Annotated in this window: 17 protein-coding genes; all 17 read right to left on the reverse strand. The window is 35.0% G+C overall.

Annotation, left to right across the window (positions count from 1 at the left end):
• Positions 1-22 precede the first annotated feature (22 nt).
• Positions 23-496 (reverse strand): ribosome maturation factor RimP, encoded by a 474-nt coding sequence (rimP, locus tag CDZ89_RS11605; protein WP_096154602.1) that lies wholly within the window; start codon positions 494-496, stop codon positions 23-25.
• A 453-nt stretch (positions 497-949) separates the two neighbouring features.
• Positions 950-5,254 carry a PolC-type DNA polymerase III gene (locus CDZ89_RS11610; protein WP_100333727.1) on the reverse strand — a complete coding sequence of 1,435 codons (4,305 nt, stop codon included), beginning with the start codon at positions 5,252-5,254 and terminating at the stop codon, positions 950-952.
• Between the two features lie 153 nt (positions 5,255-5,407).
• Entirely contained in the window at positions 5,408-7,105 is a 1,698-nt protein-coding gene (locus tag CDZ89_RS11615) for a proline--tRNA ligase (protein ID WP_096154604.1), read from the reverse strand.
• Positions 7,106-7,189: 84 nt separating this feature from the next.
• Positions 7,190-8,452, reverse strand: coding sequence for an RIP metalloprotease RseP (rseP, locus tag CDZ89_RS11620; protein ID WP_096154605.1), 1,263 nt, complete (start codon positions 8,450-8,452; stop codon positions 7,190-7,192).
• A gap of 4 nt (positions 8,453-8,456) precedes the next feature.
• A complete protein-coding gene (gene dxr, locus CDZ89_RS11625; protein WP_096154606.1) occupies positions 8,457-9,614 on the reverse strand; it encodes a 1-deoxy-D-xylulose-5-phosphate reductoisomerase in 1,158 nt (385 codons plus the stop codon).
• A 37-nt stretch (positions 9,615-9,651) separates the two neighbouring features.
• Positions 9,652-10,443, reverse strand: coding sequence for a phosphatidate cytidylyltransferase (locus CDZ89_RS11630; RefSeq protein ID WP_096154607.1), 792 nt, complete (start codon positions 10,441-10,443; stop codon positions 9,652-9,654).
• Positions 10,444-10,461: 18 nt separating this feature from the next.
• Positions 10,462-11,235 carry an isoprenyl transferase gene (locus CDZ89_RS11635; RefSeq protein ID WP_096154608.1) on the reverse strand — a complete coding sequence of 258 codons (774 nt, stop codon included), beginning with the start codon at positions 11,233-11,235 and terminating at the stop codon, positions 10,462-10,464.
• A gap of 120 nt (positions 11,236-11,355) precedes the next feature.
• Entirely contained in the window at positions 11,356-11,877 is a 522-nt protein-coding gene (gene frr, locus CDZ89_RS11640) for a ribosome recycling factor (RefSeq protein ID WP_406564925.1), read from the reverse strand.
• Between the two features lie 38 nt (positions 11,878-11,915).
• A complete protein-coding gene (gene pyrH / locus CDZ89_RS11645; protein WP_096154610.1) occupies positions 11,916-12,638 on the reverse strand; it encodes a UMP kinase in 723 nt (240 codons plus the stop codon).
• 115 nt (positions 12,639-12,753) lie between these two features.
• Positions 12,754-13,635: a translation elongation factor Ts gene (tsf, locus tag CDZ89_RS11650; RefSeq protein ID WP_096154611.1), complete on the reverse strand. Its 882-nt coding sequence runs from the start codon at positions 13,633-13,635 to the stop codon at positions 12,754-12,756.
• A 111-nt stretch (positions 13,636-13,746) separates the two neighbouring features.
• Positions 13,747-14,454 carry a 30S ribosomal protein S2 gene (gene rpsB, locus CDZ89_RS11655; RefSeq protein ID WP_096154612.1) on the reverse strand — a complete coding sequence of 236 codons (708 nt, stop codon included), beginning with the start codon at positions 14,452-14,454 and terminating at the stop codon, positions 13,747-13,749.
• Between the two features lie 161 nt (positions 14,455-14,615).
• The gene (locus tag CDZ89_RS19700; protein WP_141395206.1) at positions 14,616-15,107 is read right to left on the reverse strand and encodes a DUF2802 domain-containing protein; all 492 of its coding nucleotides are present in this window, start codon (positions 15,105-15,107) and stop codon (positions 14,616-14,618) included.
• A gap of 6 nt (positions 15,108-15,113) precedes the next feature.
• Positions 15,114-15,386: a hypothetical protein gene (locus CDZ89_RS11665; RefSeq protein ID WP_096154613.1), complete on the reverse strand. Its 273-nt coding sequence runs from the start codon at positions 15,384-15,386 to the stop codon at positions 15,114-15,116.
• Between the two features lie 210 nt (positions 15,387-15,596).
• Positions 15,597-16,358, reverse strand: coding sequence for a FliA/WhiG family RNA polymerase sigma factor (locus CDZ89_RS11670; RefSeq protein WP_096154614.1), 762 nt, complete (start codon positions 16,356-16,358; stop codon positions 15,597-15,599).
• Positions 16,359-16,412: 54 nt separating this feature from the next.
• Positions 16,413-16,910: a chemotaxis protein CheD gene (locus CDZ89_RS11675; protein ID WP_096154615.1), complete on the reverse strand. Its 498-nt coding sequence runs from the start codon at positions 16,908-16,910 to the stop codon at positions 16,413-16,415.
• Positions 16,911-17,540, reverse strand: coding sequence for a chemotaxis protein CheC (locus CDZ89_RS11680; protein WP_096154616.1), 630 nt, complete (start codon positions 17,538-17,540; stop codon positions 16,911-16,913).
• Positions 17,541-17,543: 3 nt separating this feature from the next.
• Positions 17,544-18,002 (reverse strand): chemotaxis protein CheW, encoded by a 459-nt coding sequence (locus CDZ89_RS11685; RefSeq protein WP_096154617.1) that lies wholly within the window; start codon positions 18,000-18,002, stop codon positions 17,544-17,546.
• Between the last annotated feature and the right edge of the window lie 11 nt (positions 18,003-18,013).

The following is an 18,013-nucleotide window of genomic DNA, read 5'->3' on the forward strand; positions in this document are numbered from 1 at the left end:
TTTTTAAAAAGCTTTATATTTTTTAACTGAAGCTAACCGCAAGTCTAGCTTTTGCTATCTTTCCGTATGGAATAGCCACTTCTTTTTTACGTGTTTTAATCATTACTGAAATGGTTAAAATGTCGTCTTCAAAAGAGACTAGTTCTCCTTCAAATGTTTTTACACCATCTATTGGCTCGTAAGTTTTAACATTAACTAGTTTACCAATTGCTTTTTCTACGTCTTCTTTTTTCTTTAAGGGGCGTTCTGCACCTGGTGATGATACTTCAAGGAAATAGTTATGTGTAATAGGGTCAACTTCATCTAGCTTTTCGCTAAGTTTTTCACTAACAAGTCCACAATCTTCAATGTCTATTCCTTCAGACTTGTCAACATAAACACGTAAAAACCATGAAGCACCTTCTTTAACATACTCAATGTCTACTAGTTCTAAATTCATTTCTTGTACTATTGGGGACACTAACTGTTCAACTATTTCCGTAACCTTTTGACTCATTTTATTCCTCCTTCCCACTCAGCGGGAAAAAAATTTGTAGTAGGTCTAACACTACTCGCTAAAACGATTACAAGGTAACTTATTTTGCATTTAATGATGTTAAACAAAACACTCCGCTTATATTCTGTGTAAGTTTAGGATATAAATCCATATTATGTATAACCATTTAAGCACATTGGTAAAATGAAGGCATTTTACTCGCATATAATAACGAAAGAGCGGGTTTCCCCACTCTTTCGTCAATTACCTGTATATAGCATTTCCAATACTAATATAACATATGCTAATGTTTAATGCAAATTAGAAAAGCGCAGGCGGCTTGGTTGACCCGACAAGCATAAGACAAGGCCAGCACGAGGACGCTTTTTTTCCTCGAGATGGCAATGGCTTATGTCTCGAGGGGCTAGACGCCAGAGCTAGATAATTAGAAAAGCGTAGGTGGCTCGGTCAGCCCTAGAAAAGCGAAAGTTGATTTTGATCAGGTAATGATTCTAAACAGCCGTGTTTATCTAAGTACTCAATTAGCGTTTTACTTACACGACCACGCTGTTGTAGATCTTCTTTAGACAAAAACTCACCTTCTGCTCTTGCTTTAACAATATTAATTGCTGCGTTTGTACCAAGTCCAGGAATAGAGTTGAACGGTGGAATTAAAGAGTTTCCTTCAATAAGAAAATCACTTGCACTTGATTTGTACAAATCTACTTTACTGAAAGAAAAACCTCTTTCACACATTTCTAGTGAAAGTTCTAGTACGGTTAATAACGACTTTTCCTTCGGTGAGACTTCTAACCCTTTTGCATTTATCTCTTCAATTCTACTCTTGATGGAGTTTGATCCTTTTACCATCGTATCAATATCAAAGTCATCTGCTCTAACTGTAAAGTATGCTGCATAATAAAGAAGAGGAAAATGAACTTTGAAGTAAGCAATCCTTACTGCCATTAAAACATAGGCAGCAGCATGAGCTTTAGGGAACATATATTTTATTTTCAAGCAAGAATCAATGTACCATTTAGGCACTTTGTTCTTGACCATTTCCTCTTTGAACTCTTCTGTCAGCCCTTTACCTTTACGAACAGATTCCATAATCTTAAATGCTAAGGAAGGATCTAATCCTTTGTATATCAAATAAACCATGATGTCATCACGACATCCGATAACTTCACTTAATGTACACGTTTTGTTATGAATCAATTCCTGTGCATTTCCAAGCCAAACGTCTGTCCCATGTGAAAGTCCAGAAATTTGGACAAGCTCTGAAAAAGTAGAAGGTTTTGTGTCTTCTAACATTTGACGAACAAACCTTGTACCAAACTCGGGAATTCCTAATGTACCTGTTTTACACATTATTTGTTCTGATGTTACACCTAATGATTCAGTCCCACTGAAAATTTTCATTACTTCAGGGTCATCTGTTGGAATCGTTTTAGGATCTATTCCACTTAAATCTTGTAACATACGAATGACGGTAGGGTCATCGTGACCTAATATATCAAGCTTTAATAGATTATCGTGTATAGAATGGAAATCAAAGTGAGTAGTTTTCCATTCGGATGTTTTATCGTCTGCAGGGAACTGTATTGGTGAAAAGTCATAAATATCCATATAGTCCGGAACTACAATAATTCCACCTGGATGTTGTCCCGTTGTACGTTTTACGCCTGTACATCCACTTGACAGCCTATCTATTTCTGCACCACGTAAAATTAGATTATTATCGTTAGCATAACCTTTTACATATCCGTAAGCCGTTTTGTCCGCTACTGTACCAATTGTTCCTGCCCGATAGACATATTCCTCTCCGAACAATACTTTCGTATAATTGTGGGCTACAGGTTGATATTCTCCGGAAAAGTTTAAATCGATGTCAGGCACTTTATCTCCTTTGAATCCTAAGAAAGTTTCAAATGGGATGTCATGCCCATCTTTTCTATAAGGAGCACCACAATCGACACAATCTTTATCTGGCAAGTCAAATCCAGAACCTACTGATCCATCATTAAAGAATTCTGAATGTTTACATTCTGGGCAAACATAATGTGGTGCCAATGGGTTAACTTCTGTTATTTCTGTTAATGTTGCCACAAATGATGATCCTACAGATCCACGCGAACCAACTAGATAACCATCATCTAATGATTTCTTTACAAGTTTGTGTGAGATTAAATAGATTACTGCAAAACCGTGTCCAATAATACTTTTTAATTCTTTCTCAATACGCGCTTCAACAATTTCTGGCAAGTCATCTCCATATATGTGACGAGCCATGGAATAACTCATATTTCGTATTTCATCATCTGCACCTTCAATTTTTGGTGTATACAGATCATCTTTAATAGGTTTAATTACATCTATCATATTGGCTATTTTTTGAGTATTAAATACAACTATCTCTTTTGCTTTCTCTTTAGGTAAGAAAGCAAAAGCCTCTAACATTTCATCTGTTGATTTAAAATGCACATCTGGTAGGGTATGTCTATTTAACGGGTTTGCTCCACCTTGTGAACGCACTAAGATTTCACGATGAACCTTATCCTCTTTATTCAAATAGTGTACGTTACCTGTAGCCACTACTGGTATCTCTAATTTTTCTCCTAATTGGACAATATTAGATATGATTTCTTTTAACTTTACTTCATTTCGAACTAATTCAAGCTCAATTAAATGTTGATAATTGCTTGGCGGCTGAACTTCTATATAATCGTAAAACTCAGCAATAGACTCCACTTCATCAGGTGTCTTTTGCATCATTCCTTCGAACACTTCTCCTTTGTCACAAGCTGTACCAACAAGTAAACCCTCTCGATATTTTTGAAGTACCGACCTAGGAATTCGTGGTACACGGAAAAAATATTCCATATGAGAAATAGAAATAAGTTTAAATAAGTTCTTTAATCCAATGTCATTTTGAGCCAACAAGGTGATGTGAGAAGGACGTGCGCGTTGGTATGCATTAGATTTACCAGCATTTTCATTTAAATCGTCATGATACAGAATTTCTTTTTCAATCGTTTCTTTAATCATCTTTACTAATAAATAGCCTGTTGCTTCTGCATCATAGATAGCTCTATGGTGTTGAGTTAACTCAATATCAAACTTTTTACAGAGAGTATTTAAACGATGGTTTTTTAAATCAGGATATAAAAATCTCCCTAACTCTAACGTGTCGATAACAGGGTTTTTCGCTTTACCTAAACCGATTCTTTGATAACCGATGTTAAGAAAGCCCATATCAAAGCTAGCATTATGAGCTACTAAAGTATCATTTTCAATCCAATCATGAAATTTCTTAAGTACATCTTCTAATTCTGGTGCATTTTCTACCATATCGTCGGTTATACCTGTTAAATCGATGGTAGTTGCTGAAAGCGGGTGATGAGGATTTGCAAAAGACTCAAATCGATCTATTATTTCCCCTTCTTTTACTTTTACAGCCGCAAGTTCAATGATTGTGTCGTACATCGCTGACAAGCCGGTTGTTTCAACGTCAAATACGATATACGTTTCCTCGGCTAGTAATCGATGTGTCTCATTATAAGCAATAGGCACTCGATCATCCACAAGGTTTGCTTCAAGGCCATATAATATTTTTATATCATTTTTCTTACCTGCAGAATATGCTTCTGGGAAAGATTGTCCAACACCATGGTCTGTGACGGCTATAGCAGGATGACCCCATTTCTTTGCTTGAGCTACAAGTTTAGAAACACTCGTAACAGCATCCATTTGACTCATTGGAGTGTGTAAATGTAACTCTACTCTTTTCTCATCTTCTGGAGCTGTATCTTTACGTACTTTACCGTTAATTTCATTCACGTCATTTGCCATCATCACAAGGTCACGTACAAAAGTATCAACTTGAACATTACCTCTAACTCTTAACCACATGCCTTTTTTAATTCCTTGTAGCAATGGAATATCTTCTTTCCCACGAGAAAACATCTTTACCATAATTGAGTTAGTATAGTCCGTGATTTTAAACGTTAATAAAGTTCGACCGCTTTTTAATTCTTTCGTTTCTGCGTCAAACACATATCCTTGAATAGCAACTTTTCGTTCTTCTTCTATTATTTCTTCTAATAGTTTAATTTCTACATCATTTTTAATTTCATATCCGATAACGATAGGACCTGTAATTTCTTCACTAGTATCAGCTTCTTCTTTCTTTTGCATTTCAGATACAGCAGCGAAAGCTCGCTCTTTATCTTCGGATTCTTTTTGCTCTACAAACAGTTTATATTCTTGTTCTGAAAAAGAAAGTGTAGTATCAAATGCAAAAGATGGAAAACCATAACTCAGATAGCTATTAGTTATCGTAGGACCAAGTTTCCGTTTAACAGCAATTGCCTCCGCTTCATTTCTAGCAGTTATTGTTAACTTTTGCCCAGAAATAGTAGGTGTTTGACTTTGCAATAAAGAAATGAGTGGTGGTGAGCAGCCATCTATTTCTTGTATACAAAAAGGCCAATAATCTCCAACTAATTCACTGTCGTATTCAGGTTGGTTAACTTCTATTTGAAACGATACGTCTGCAATGTGTGAGAAACTACTTCTAATTTTGGAAGAGAATACATCGAACACATTTGCAGGCAATATTTTTGTCATTGTAAAATGAAAATGCCAACGTTTATTACCTTTTTCTACAACAAGTTTATTAATACCAGCTTCCTGAAAATATGGCATTATATTATCATCTGTTAACGACAATTGTTGCAGAAGTAGGCGGAATTTCTCTTTTCTATCTACTGACTGCATGAAGACATGTCCTCCTTTCACACTAGCTTCTTTGCACCTAAAAAAAAGATGACTCAAGAGTGTCATCCTCCAAACTTTACGGAAAGACATACTTTATGTGAGTCATCATTTTTGTTTATAGCGCGAATCACCATGTTACATATTATACTACGATTAGACAGATTTTTGAATCACTGATAGTAGCTCTTCTACGGAAACTTCAACTGATTCACCGTTATGTCTCCACTTTACTTCGACAATACCTTCATCAGATCTTTTTCCAACCGTCACTCTTACAGGAAGTCCAATTAGTTCAGAGTCAGCAAATTTTACACCAGGGCGCTCTTGACGATCATCTAACAAAGTATCTAATCTTGCGTCTTTACACATGGAATAAATTTTATCAGCAAGTTCTCTTTGTGTATCATTTTTCACATTTACAGGAATTACATGAACATCAAATGGAGTTACAGCGCTTGGCCATAAAATTCCATTCTCATCATGATTTTGTTCTACCATTGCAGCTAGTACTCGAGAAACTCCAATACCATAACAACCCATAATCATAGGTTTAGTGCGTCCATTTTCATCTAAGTACGTGGCACTCATAGCTTCACTGTAACGAGTACCTAATTTAAAAATATGGCCAACTTCAATACCTTTTGCAAACTTAATGACACCTTGTCCATCCGGAGATGTGTCTCCTTCTTTAATAAAACGAAGGTCTGCAATCGACTGAACGTTAAAGTCTTTCTCTATGTTCACATTTCGATAATGGTAGCCCTCTTCATTTGCACCACAAACACCATTAACTACTGCTGCTACTGCATGATCCGCAATAACTTCAATTGCGTCTGGAACGTTAACTGGTCCTACAGAACCAACAGAACAATTAAAGAGTTTTTTCACTTCTGCTTCAGTCGCTAATTCTACAACTGTTGCTTCCATTAAGTTTTTCACTTTTACATCGTTGACTTCGTGATCACCACGAACTAACACAAGTACAAATTTCTCATCGACTTTAAACAGCAAAGACTTAATACATTTTTGTTCTTCAACGTGTAAAAACGAAGATACTTCTGCAATTGTTTTTTGATTTGGTGTTTCTATCTTTTCTATATCAATGATTGCTTCATTACTTTTAGCGTATTCCACTGCAACTGGAGCCATTTCAATGTTTGCAGCAAAATTAGAGCTATCAGAATAAGCAATTGTATCTTCACCAATTTCAGATAGTACCATAAATTCATGCGTATCTTTCCCACCCATTGCACCACTATCTGCGATAACCGCCCGGAAATTTAGTCCTAAGCGTGTGAAAATGTTTGAATAAGCTTCATACATCTTGTTGTACACTTCGTCTAAGCTTTCTGAATTAGAGTGAAAAGAATACGCGTCTTTCATTAAGAACTCACGACCACGTAATAAGCCAAATCTTGGACGCTTTTCATCACGGAATTTTGTTTGAATTTGATACAAAGTTAACGGAAGTTTTTTATAAGACTTTATTTCATCTCGAACTAACGTTGTAATAACTTCTTCATGTGTAGCACCTAATGCGAATTCACGATCGTGACGATCTTTTAGTCTCATTAATTCAGGACCGTATGAATACCATCTACCTGATTCTTGCCATAATTCCGCAGCTTGCATGGCAGGCATTAGTAATTCCACTGCACCTGCATTATCCATTTCTTCGCGCACGATATCTTCTATTTTCTTTAATACCTTTTTTCCTAAAGGTAAAAAGCTATAAATTCCACTTGTGTTTTGGCGAATGTACCCTGCTCGAAGTAGAAGTTGGTGGCTTTTCACTTCAGCATCTGATGGTACTTCACGTAATGTAGGAATTAACGTCATACTTTGCTTCATCTAGAACACCTCTATTTTCTAAATACGTATTTTATGTAAAAAATAGCACTTGCAACTCTATGAGATGCAAGTACTTTATTATGATTACAAGAAGAATCGTTGGATGTCATTCCATGTTACTACTAGCATTAAAAGCATTAATAGAGCGAATCCGATAAAGTGAACTAGTCCTTCTTTATGGCGATCTACTGGCTTTCCTCTTACAGCTTCTACTGCAAAGAACATTAAACGTCCACCATCAAGGGCGGGAATAGGTAGTAAGTTTATGATACCTAAGTTAATGCTAAGTACAGCAGCCCATCTCATTAATAGAAACACACCTGATTCAGCAACAACTTCCGTTGACTTATAAATCCCTACTGGTCCTGATAACATATCAATGGAAAATTGACCAGTTATTAATTTTCCTAAGCCAATAATAATATCACGAGTCCATCCGTAAGTTTCCTTAGCTGCATTCGGTATTGCGGAAACAATTGATTTTTCCATTGGCATATAAACCCCAATTACACCTCTAGACACCCCTTCAATCGTATCTTCTTTTGGTGTTACTGGTATGTTAATAGACTGACCATTTCTTTCTACTAAGAAAAGCAATTCTTCGTTTGCATTTACTTTTATAATGTCTACGATTTCTTCCCAAGTTGTGACGGAGTCATTGTTAATAGCAACGACTTTGTCCCCTTTTTCGAGCCCTGCAGTTATAGCTGCGCCGTCAGGCGTAAGTTCACCTAATTCAGCTTTATTCACTGGATAACCGTGAGCTACACCTAAGAATGCGAAAATAACAAAAGCCAAAATAAAGTTCATCATCGGTCCGGCAAAGATAGCCATCGTTCTTTGTCTCAATGTTTTAGATGCGAACTGACGATTAAATGGCGCAATCTGTACATCTTGACCGTCTATAACAAAATAAGACTCCTCACTAACTTTGAATTCTACTAATGATTCGTCTTCATCATTTAGTTCATAACCTTTAATAAACATTTCATGTTCTAAATCTGCTTTTTCTACTTCTATTACTTTAGCATTTGGAAATTTCTCTTTGTTGTTCATTATTACTTTTTCAACTAAGCCTTCTTTATTAAATAAAAGGCCAACGTGATACCCAGGTTTTACATCTATCATTTCTGGGTCTTCACCAGCCATTCGAACGAAACCTCCAATTGGCAATAGTCTTATTGTGTAAACTGTTTCTTCCTTTTTAAAAGAAAATACTTTTGGGCCAAAGCCAATAGCGAATTCACGACACATAATACCTGCTCTTTTTGCAAAAACTAAATGGCCGAGTTCGTGTACAAATACTAAAACACCAAAAATAATAATAAAAGAAATGGCTGTTTCCATATTTTCACCTCTTTTCAATTAATGAGCGTACAAATTGTCTTGTTTCTGAATCAACAGTTTTTATCACATCTAAATTGGGGTGACTAATGGAACTATGCTTTTCTAATGCTTGTTCTATCAGATCCTCAATCATTAGAAAAGAGATTTCTCCTTGCAAAAATGCAACCCTTGCCACTTCATTAGCAGCATTTAATACCGTTGTAAGCGTTCCACCAACTTTACCAGCTTCGTATGCAAACTGTAAAGAACGATACCTTTCAAAATCTGCTTTTTCGAAATGTAATTTACCTAGTTCAACTAAGTTTAATCTTTTTCCGCCTTTATGTGGAAGTCGGTCTGGAAAAGTTAAAGCATATTGTATAGGTACTCTCATATCAGGAGTTCCTAATTGAGCCATTACACTTGTATCTTGAAATTCAACCATAGAGTGGATAATACTTTCCCTATGTAGTACAACTTCTATCTTTTCATAAGGTAATTGAAATAGCCAATGTGCTTCAATTACTTCTAAACCTTTATTCATCATTGTTGCAGAGTCAATGGTAATGGTTGCTCCCATTGACCAGTTAGGATGGTTTAAAGCTTCTTTTACCGTAACATTCTTTAATTCATCGCGTGTTTTATCTCTAAAGCTACCTCCTGAAGCAGTAATGATAATAGATTCGATATTTTTATCATTTTCTCCTTGTAGGCATTGATAAATAGCCGAATGTTCACTATCAACAGGAATAATTGATACTCCATGTTTTTCGGCAGCCTCCATAACTAAATGCCCTGCAGTTACAAGCGTTTCTTTATTTGCTAATGCAATAGTTTTCCCACATTCAATTGCTTGTAAAGTTGGTATCAAACCAACACTTCCGCTAACTGCGTTAACAAGTGTATCCGATTCACTATATGTTGCTACTTCAATATTACCTTCTTCACCGTATGTAAAATGTATATTTATATTGGATACGGTTGATTTTAAACTTTCCATATCCTCTTTTGATTGTACAGAAACTAGTTTGGGACTAAACTCCCCAATAACTTCTTCTGCAAATTGAATGTTTTTCCCGACACTAAAAGCAACTAGTTGAAACTGTTCTCTATGTTGCCTTATCACATCGAGAGTTTGGGTGCCGATAGAGCCAGAAGCACCTAATAGACTAATACGTTTCATTCTGTCACTCCCCATATAAAGCTCATCGCACTATTTTCTATAAGATAAAAAGATGTATAAAATGCAAAATTGGCAATACAAAAAGTAAACTATCAAATCTATCTAAGATACCACCGTGTCCAGGTAAAATTTGACCTGAATCCTTTATTTCGTAATGACGTTTTAGCGCTGATTCAACAAGGTCACCAATTTGTCCAAAAATAGAAAGTAAAATAGCAATGATTATAGTCCATAACACACCATATTCTAAGCCTACTAAAACATGAAAAGCTAAACCTACAACAATTGCACAAAGAACGCCACCTAAAGAGCCTTCAATCGTTTTGTTTGGACTAATTTCAGGCCATAACTTGTTCTTTCCGAAAGATCGACCGATAAAATAAGCACCAGAATCTGTTGACCAAATAACAAATAAAGCAAAGAAAATGTAAGCAAGTCCTGCTTCACGAATTTCAATAAAATAATAAAAACCCATACCTACATATAAAATGGATATTAACATAAAGCCTACATCATCGAATGTAAATTTATTTTTAGTTACAACTGTATATGTTAAAAATAACAATACGGCTACTAATACTAGTTCCACTTTTGTAAGGAAAATAGAGTAATCTTTTGTTACTTCACTAGGCAACAATATAGCCCATAAAAGTAATAAGCCAATAACTCCAGGAGTACTAAATATAGAAATTCGCTTCATTCTTAACGCTTCAAATAATCCAACAGACCCTAATATATACACTAATGAAATAAATGGTAAATTACCATAAATAACGATCGGTAAAAAAAATGCTGCTGCTATAACTGCTGTTATTATCCGTTGTTTCATTTTATGTCACACACCTTCTTATATACCACCAAATCTTCTTCCTCGTCCCTGGAAAGTAGCAATAGCCTCATATAAATGTTCTTCTGAAAAATCTGGCCACAATACATCTGTAAAATAAAACTCAGCATATGCTAGTTGCCATAACATAAAATTGCTCAATCTTATTTCTCCACTTGTACGAATTAAAAGATCTGGATCTGGTAAAGAATGACTAAACAAGTACTTATTAACTGTTTCCTCTGTTATATTACTGTCTGCAAGATCATTTGAATGCACATCGTTTACAATATTTTTAACGGCACGAACAATTTCATCTCTACTTCCATAATTCAATGCAAAATTAAGAATAAGTCCAGTGTTATTTTTTGTTTCTTCCATTGCTTTTTCTACAGCTGCTAAAGTATGCTTTGGTAATTCTTCTTTATTGCCCATTATCATTACTTTTACATTCTCTTGTTTTAACTCTGGTAGAAAAGTTGATAAAAACTCTTCAGGAAGTTTCATTAAGTATTCTACTTCTAACTTAGGGCGTTTCCAATTTTCCGTTGAAAAAGCATATAAAGTAAGAGCTTCCACACCTAAAGAATTAGCAGCTTTAGTAATTTTCCTTACTGTTTTCATACCTTCATGATGTCCTGCAATTCTAGGCATTGCTCGTTTTTTCGCCCATCTTCCATTTCCGTCCATAATGATAGCAATATGTTTGGGAATCGAATGTTGTAAAATCTCTCCCTTTATATCACGGTTATCGGAGCTGTCTTTCCCTCTCCATCTTTGTATTTTTTTAAACATACAAATCCTCCAGTGAAAAAATAAATAGAAATTCATTTTCTATTTACATTTACAGTATTAACAAAAAAACCCCCTGTAATCATAAGAGGGTCTTTTCATCTTATTTTACATGGAAAATGATTATACTTCCATGATTTCTTTTTCTTTTTCTTTTGTAACTTGATCGATTTTAACAATATGACTATCCGTTTCCTTTTGGATATCATCTGTAAATCCACGTAATTCGTCTTCTGTAATTTCGCCCTTCTTTTCTAACTTTTTCAAGTCATCGTTACCGTCACGACGAATGTTACGAATAGCTACTTTTGCTTCTTCAGAATATTTTTTCACTACTTTAACAAGCTCTTTACGACGCTCTTCTGTTAATGCTGGAATCGCAATTCGAATTACTGATCCATCGTTAGTAGGGTTAATTCCTAAATCAGACTTAATAATTGCTCTTTCAATTTCACCTAAAGATGTCTTGTCATAAGGTTGAATGACTAAAAGTCTAGCTTCCGGCACACTAATAGATGCTAACTGATTAACAGGTGTAGGAGCACCGTAATAATCTACTGTAATTTTATCTAAAAGACTAGCACTTGCTCTACCAGCTCTAACTGTTGATAGCTCTCTAGTGTAAGCTTGTACTGCTTTATCCATCTTTTCACGAGTTGCAGAAACTACTTGTTTACTCAATGTTATTTCCCCCTTACAATTGTTCCGATATTTTCACCTAATACTACACGTTTAATATTACCTTCTTCCATTACAGAGAAGACGATAATCGGGATGTCATTATCCATACATAAAGAAGAAGCGGTAGAATCCATTACAGCTAAACCTTCACGTAAAACGTCTAAGTATGATAATGTGTCGTACTTTGTAGCAGAAGCATCTTTCGTTGGATCTGCACTATATACTCCATCCACATTATTTTTAGCCATTAAAATAACATCTGCTTCAATTTCAGCAGCTCGTAATGCTGCTGTTGTGTCAGTTGAGAAGTATGGGTTACCAGTACCTGCAGCAAAAATAACGACACGTTTCTTTTCTAAATGACGTATTGCTTTTCTTCTAATATAAGGTTCTGCGACTTGTCTCATTTCAATAGAAGTTTGAACTCGAGTTTCCACGCCAGAAGTTTCAAGGCTATCTTGAAGTGCAAGAGAATTCATTACAGTTGCTAACATTCCCATGTAATCAGCAGTTGCACGGTCCATACCCATTTCGCTACCGATTTTACCTCTCCAAATATTTCCTCCACCTACAACTACTGCCACTTCCACACCTAGTTCAGCAAGTTCTTTTACTTGCTTAGCTACAGAGTTAATAACGGACGGGTTAATCCCAAATCCTTGTTCTCCAGCTAATGCTTCGCCACTTAATTTTAATACTACACGTTTATATTTCGCTTGAGCCATAATAACCTCCATGTATCATTGGATATTTTTTATTTAAAGTTAAATTTTGTATGTTGAGAAAACTTTTAAAAAAGGGAACACAATGAAGTGCTCCCTATATGCAAAGTTGTTACTCTTATTTTTTAACTTGGCTCATTACTTCTTCTGCGAAGTTGTCTTGACGCTTTTCAATTCCTTCTCCTACTTCATAACGAACGAAAGATTTAACTGTTGCGCCTTTGCTAGCAACGAAGTCACGTACTTTTTGATCAGGGTTTTTAACAAAAGATTGATCAAGTAAGCAGATGTCTTGGAAGTACTTAGTTAAGCGACCTTCTACCATTTTCGCAACGATATTTTCAGGCTTACCTTCGTTTAACGCTTGTTGAGTTAAGATTTCACGCTCACGCTCAGCTTCATCTGCAGAAACTTCGTCACGAGAAATATATTTAGGGTTAATAGCAGCGATATGCATTGCCACATCTTTAGCAGCAGCCTCTTCAGTCGTGCCTTCTAATAAAGTTAGTACTCCAATACGTCCACCCATGTGTAAGTATGCACCGAAAGCATCTGCATCTGATTTTGTTACAATAGTGTAGCGACGTAGAGTTAATTTTTCACCAATTTTAGCAATAGCACTGTTTATATAAGTCTCAACAGTTGAACCGTTATCCATTGTAGCAGCTAAAGCTTCTTCAATAGTTGCAGGTTTGTTTGTAAGTAAAAATTCACCTAGTTCACTTACTAATGTTTTGAAACCTTCGTTTTTCGCAACGAAATCTGTTTCTGAGTTAACTTCTAAAAGAACCGCTTCATTTCCTTTTGTGAAGATAGCAGTTGAACCTTCAGCAGCAATACGATCAGCTTTTTTAGCAGCTTTTGCGATACCTTTTTCACGTAAGTAATCGATTGCTTTGTCCATATCACCGTTTGTTTCAGTTAACGCTTTTTTACAATCCATCATACCAGCGCCAGTTTTTTCACGAAGTTCTTTAACCATTTGTGCAGTAACAGCCATTTTAAAATCCTCCTTAAAATATGTATAGAGGAGACAAAGTCTTCCTCGATTTTCTCTTTCCAAAAAAAGGTGATAAAAGGCTATCCCCTCTTATCACCTTTTGCTTAATAATTAAGCAGTAGTTGTAGCAGTCTCTTCGCCTTGTCTACCTTCTATAATAGCGTCAGCCATTTTAGCAGTTAATAATTTAACAGCGCGAATTGCGTCATCGTTTGCAGGGATAACAACATCAATTTCGTCTGGATCACAGTTTGTATCAACGATACCAACGATAGGAATGTTTAATTTTTTCGCTTCTGCAACAGCTATGCGCTCTTTACGTGGGTCAATAATAAATAATGCATCAGGAAGTTCTTTCATGTCTTTAATTCCACCTAAGAACTTTTCAAGACGGTCTAACTCTTTGTTTAACATTACAACTTCTTTTTTAGGAAGTACTTCAAAAGTACCGTCTTCAGACATTCTTTCGATATCTTTTAAACGAGTGATACGTTTTTGAATTGTTTCGAAGTTTGTTAAAGTACCACCTAACCAGCGTTGGTTAATGTAGTACATTCCAACACGTTCTGCTTCTTCCTTAACAGAATCTTGTGCTTGTTTTTTCGTACCAACGAATAAAACAGTTCCGCCGTTTCCAGCTAACTCTTTAACAAAGTTGTAAGCTTCTTCAACCTTTTTAACTGTTTTTTGTAGGTCGATGATGTAAATACCGTTACGCTCCGTGAAGATATATTTCTTCATTTTTGGGTTCCAACGGCGAGTTTGATGTCCGAAGTGAACACCAGCTTCTAAAAGCTGTTTCATAGAAATTACTGACATATTATTTTCCTCCTAATGGTTTTTTATCCTCCGTTCACATCATTTCTAAGCAAAACTAACATAAAGCTAGCACCAATGCTTAAATCAGTAAACGTGTGTATTCATAACACCAAAAACTAATATATCATAATGAGTTTATACAATCAAGTCGAAAATGAATTTCATTGTCGAAATTTCAATAATAACTCCACTTCCGTTTTTCCTAAATTCAACCTTTGTGCTATCTGTTCGGTTGATACACCACTTTCGTGCAATACTAACGCTAGTTCATATGGACTCTTTTCTACCTGAGCAAGATTTGGGACGACTTCTTCATTATGATCACTAATAAGTTCATTAATATCTTCCTGTTCATTTAGAAGTTCATTAACATCTTCTTTTACTAGTGGTTCTTCTACTATGTTAATACTTTGAGAAGAAACGTTAGGTATACTGTCTCCACTTCGTTTTCTTCTTTCAAATTCTTTTATGAAATGTTCATTTTCTTCTTTTAATTCATAAACATAACTAGAAATTGTATCTTCAGCTTCTTTTAATAACGCCTTATATTCTTCTTCTAATTGCTGTATTTTTGAAATCTTTTTATACATAATTAGAAATAAAAATATCGCTAGCAAACTTAACAGTAAGTTAATTGTAAGAAAAAAATACATAAGCCACTACCCTGTAATATCAAAATTTTTCCCTTTATAAGGGTGTTTTTCCGTTTGTCTTTTTGATTCTTGTTGAGATTCGTGATGAGCTAATATAGTTTCTTTATCTTCCTTTTCTATTTTCGCTACTTTCTTTCGTTTTAACTCTTCCTTTTTTAACTCTTGTTCGGCAATTTGCGCTTGAGAAAGCATAGCTTTATTATTGAACTGTTCTTGCATTTTACCTAAATCTACTGTTCTAGGTATAGCTATTTGAAGTTCGATTAACTTAAGACTCATGCCCTTCACACCTTTAGTATTGTATTAATATTTTCGATATTGGCTATCATGAAACTCTTTGACTAGGTTAAAAAAAGTTGATATCAGCTATAAATCGTTATAACACTAATACTTCCTTTTCAATCTACCTTTACTAGTACAGCAACGAAAAGCTGACCCGTATCAAAATAATTATTTAGCTAGCGACAAACTAGCTCTATTAAAACAATACTATATAAACTTCGTTAATTCCTTCTTTAATTTGAAAATTGCTTTAGAATGAATTTGCGAGATTCTTGAGGTTGTAAGTCCTAATACATGTCCTATTTCTGTTAACGTTAGTTCATCCTGATAGAAAAGACTAATTACTAATTGTTCATTTTCGTTAAGAAGTAATATTTTTTCTTCCAAAGCTTTTAGAGATTCTACCTTTAAAAGTTCTTCTTCAGGAGTATGAGTTTTACTATCTCTTAATGAGAAGCTGGACAGTGTATCGTCTTGATCATTTGGCAGCTCATCTATTGATAGAACATTTGCTAAAAACGCTTCATTCATTATAGAGATGACCTCATCTTCTGGTAAGTTCAATTTAATAGCTATTTCTTCTGAAGAAGCATTTCGATACTCTGTTTGTTCTATTTCCTCTATTACAGCTTCCACTTTTTTTGCTTTTTCTCTCACACTACGTGGTAACCAGTCTTCTTTTCTTAGTCCATCTATAATGGAACCACGAATACGAAAGGAAGCATACGTATCAAACTTTAATTCTCTTGATTGATCAAACTTTTCAATAGCATCGTAAAGACCAAAAAGTGCTAGGCTTTTCAACTCGTCCGCACTTACACTCTTTGGTAGTCCTACCGCTACTCGTTGAACATGGTATTGGACTAATGGCATATATTTTCTGACTAAGTAATTTCCAGCTTCAGGGTCCCTTTTTGTTTTCCAAAGATGCCAATTATGCTGATCTTTGCTTGAAGTTATGCTCGCCATGTTATACCTCCTACTATGCCAAATTACGAGTGGGCATCAAAATAATAAAACAAATTATATATAATGAATTCCTTTATTCACTGTTTTTATCATAAGTTTTCCTGTACTAGGGTCGAACTCAATAGTACGGCCACTATTTCCTCCACAATCTTCCGAAACTAGTGGAATTTGAAAGGATCTTAACCTTTCTTTTACAGCTTGTACATTTCTAGGACCAATCCTCAACGTGTCATTGGTGGAGGAAAAACGGAACATTTCTGCTCCACCTGCCATTTTTGCTTGGAGATTCCTTCTACTTGCACCATTCATTAGTAAAGTTTCTAATAAAAACTCGACTCCGGTGTCTGCATATTTACATTTATTTATTCCTTCAGTTCTAGCTAAACTAGATTCTGGCAGCATTACATGGACCATTCCAGCAACTTGTTTTTTTATATCGAATAATACTAAGCCAACACACGAACCTAATCCTGACGTTCTTATAATCTTAGGTGGGGTTACAATATTTGCTTCAGCAATACCTACTTTAATAATCTTTTCTAACGTAATCATCTATAATACACCTAAAGAATTTGATATTTTTTTTAATGATTCAGGATGTGGAATAAAGAAAAAATGCCCCTTTACTTTTTGAATTTCTGATTGTGTTGAGTGTTCGAGTTGAGTATCAATAAAAAGGACATTGTCGCTCTCCTGAGAAATTTCTAAAATACCTTCTGTTACAATTGCCCCAACCATATCGATCCCTACTTGTGGAACAGAAGGTGTAACATGTAAATTTGTAAAATTAGATAGCGCAGTTAAATAATGCGCACAAATAATGTTTCCTAATTCTTGTAAAGCAGATATTGCTAATTCGTCAAATTCATATGTTTCAAAATTTGTATTAATATCATGTGTAAGTTGCTTTACTAAGCTTGTTCCATCTTTTAAAGAAAGAACAAAAAATAAACTACCACTTAATTCACCTTCCACTTTTAAAAAAACAGCAGCGACTGGAAGTTCTGGCCCTCCAACTAAATCCATCATTTCATTTATATTAACTAGTTTTGCTGAAGGGACACTCATATTTATTTTCTTATTTACCAATTTCGAAAGGGCTGTAGCGGCCATACCAGCACCTATGTTACCAAGTTCTTTTAATATATCTAACTGATTAATTGACTTGTTACAATTATCCATACTTTATGCCAACACCTTTGATATTTCTTTATCAGAGGTAAGAATATTATTCAAATCTAAGTAAACTAAAATTCTAGTGTCAATTTTTACCACACCATTAACGTATTTATTTTCTACTGAATCAATGACTTCTGGTGTGTTTTCTATTTGTTCATTTTTCACATCAATAACATCATTTGCACCATCGACGATAAACCCTACTTCCATATCATCAATTGTAGTCATTAAGATTCTAGTAGAACTACTATAGTCTAATTTTTCAAGATTAAATCGTATGCGTAAATCGATAATTGGAGTGATCACACCTCGTAAATTAATAACTCCTTTAACATAGGAAGGTGTTTTAGGGACTCTAGTTATTGGTTGTAGTTTTTCGATAGAACGTACTTGTTCAACAGGTATTGCGTATTCTTCGCTATTTAACTCAAAGGCTATTATTTTGATATATTTTTCTTCTATCATTTCACTTGTCC

The sequence above is a fragment of the Bacillus alkalisoli genome (assembly GCF_002797415.1).
GTDB lineage: Bacteria > Bacillota > Bacilli > Bacillales > Bacillaceae_I > Bacillus_CD > Bacillus_CD alkalisoli.

Bases quoted from the DNA above. Each gene is read 5' to 3' on its own strand.
- dxr (WP_096154606.1), bottom strand. From the start codon at position 9,614: ATGAAACGTATTAGTCTATTAGGTGCTTCTGGCTCTATCGGCACCCAA.
- CDZ89_RS11635 (WP_096154608.1), bottom strand. From the start codon at position 11,235: ATGTTTAAAAAAATACAAAGATGGAGAGGGAAAGACAGCTCCGATAAC.
- rimP (WP_096154602.1), bottom strand. From the start codon at position 496: ATGAGTCAAAAGGTTACGGAAATAGTTGAACAGTTAGTGTCCCCAATA.
- CDZ89_RS11665 (WP_096154613.1), bottom strand. From the start codon at position 15,386: ATGAGTCTTAAGTTAATCGAACTTCAAATAGCTATACCTAGAACAGTA.
- pyrH (WP_096154610.1), bottom strand. From the start codon at position 12,638: ATGGCTCAAGCGAAATATAAACGTGTAGTATTAAAATTAAGTGGCGAA.
- CDZ89_RS11610 (WP_100333727.1), bottom strand. From the start codon at position 5,254: ATGCAGTCAGTAGATAGAAAAGAGAAATTCCGCCTACTTCTGCAACAA.
- rpsB (WP_096154612.1), bottom strand. From the start codon at position 14,454: ATGTCAGTAATTTCTATGAAACAGCTTTTAGAAGCTGGTGTTCACTTC.
- CDZ89_RS11615 (WP_096154604.1), bottom strand. From the start codon at position 7,105: ATGAAGCAAAGTATGACGTTAATTCCTACATTACGTGAAGTACCATCA.
- CDZ89_RS11685 (WP_096154617.1), bottom strand. From the start codon at position 18,002: ATGATAGAAGAAAAATATATCAAAATAATAGCCTTTGAGTTAAATAGC.
- frr (WP_406564925.1), bottom strand. From the start codon at position 11,877: ATGGATAAAGCAGTACAAGCTTACACTAGAGAGCTATCAACAGTTAGA.
- CDZ89_RS11680 (WP_096154616.1), bottom strand. From the start codon at position 17,540: ATGGATAATTGTAACAAGTCAATTAATCAGTTAGATATATTAAAAGAA.
- tsf (WP_096154611.1), bottom strand. From the start codon at position 13,635: ATGGCTGTTACTGCACAAATGGTTAAAGAACTTCGTGAAAAAACTGGC.
- CDZ89_RS11675 (WP_096154615.1), bottom strand. From the start codon at position 16,910: ATGATTACGTTAGAAAAGATTATTAAAGTAGGTATTGCTGAAGCAAAT.
- CDZ89_RS11630 (WP_096154607.1), bottom strand. From the start codon at position 10,443: ATGAAACAACGGATAATAACAGCAGTTATAGCAGCAGCATTTTTTTTA.
- CDZ89_RS19700 (WP_141395206.1), bottom strand. From the start codon at position 15,107: ATGTATTTTTTTCTTACAATTAACTTACTGTTAAGTTTGCTAGCGATA.
- CDZ89_RS11670 (WP_096154614.1), bottom strand. From the start codon at position 16,358: ATGGCGAGCATAACTTCAAGCAAAGATCAGCATAATTGGCATCTTTGG.
- rseP (WP_096154605.1), bottom strand. From the start codon at position 8,452: ATGGAAACAGCCATTTCTTTTATTATTATTTTTGGTGTTTTAGTATTT.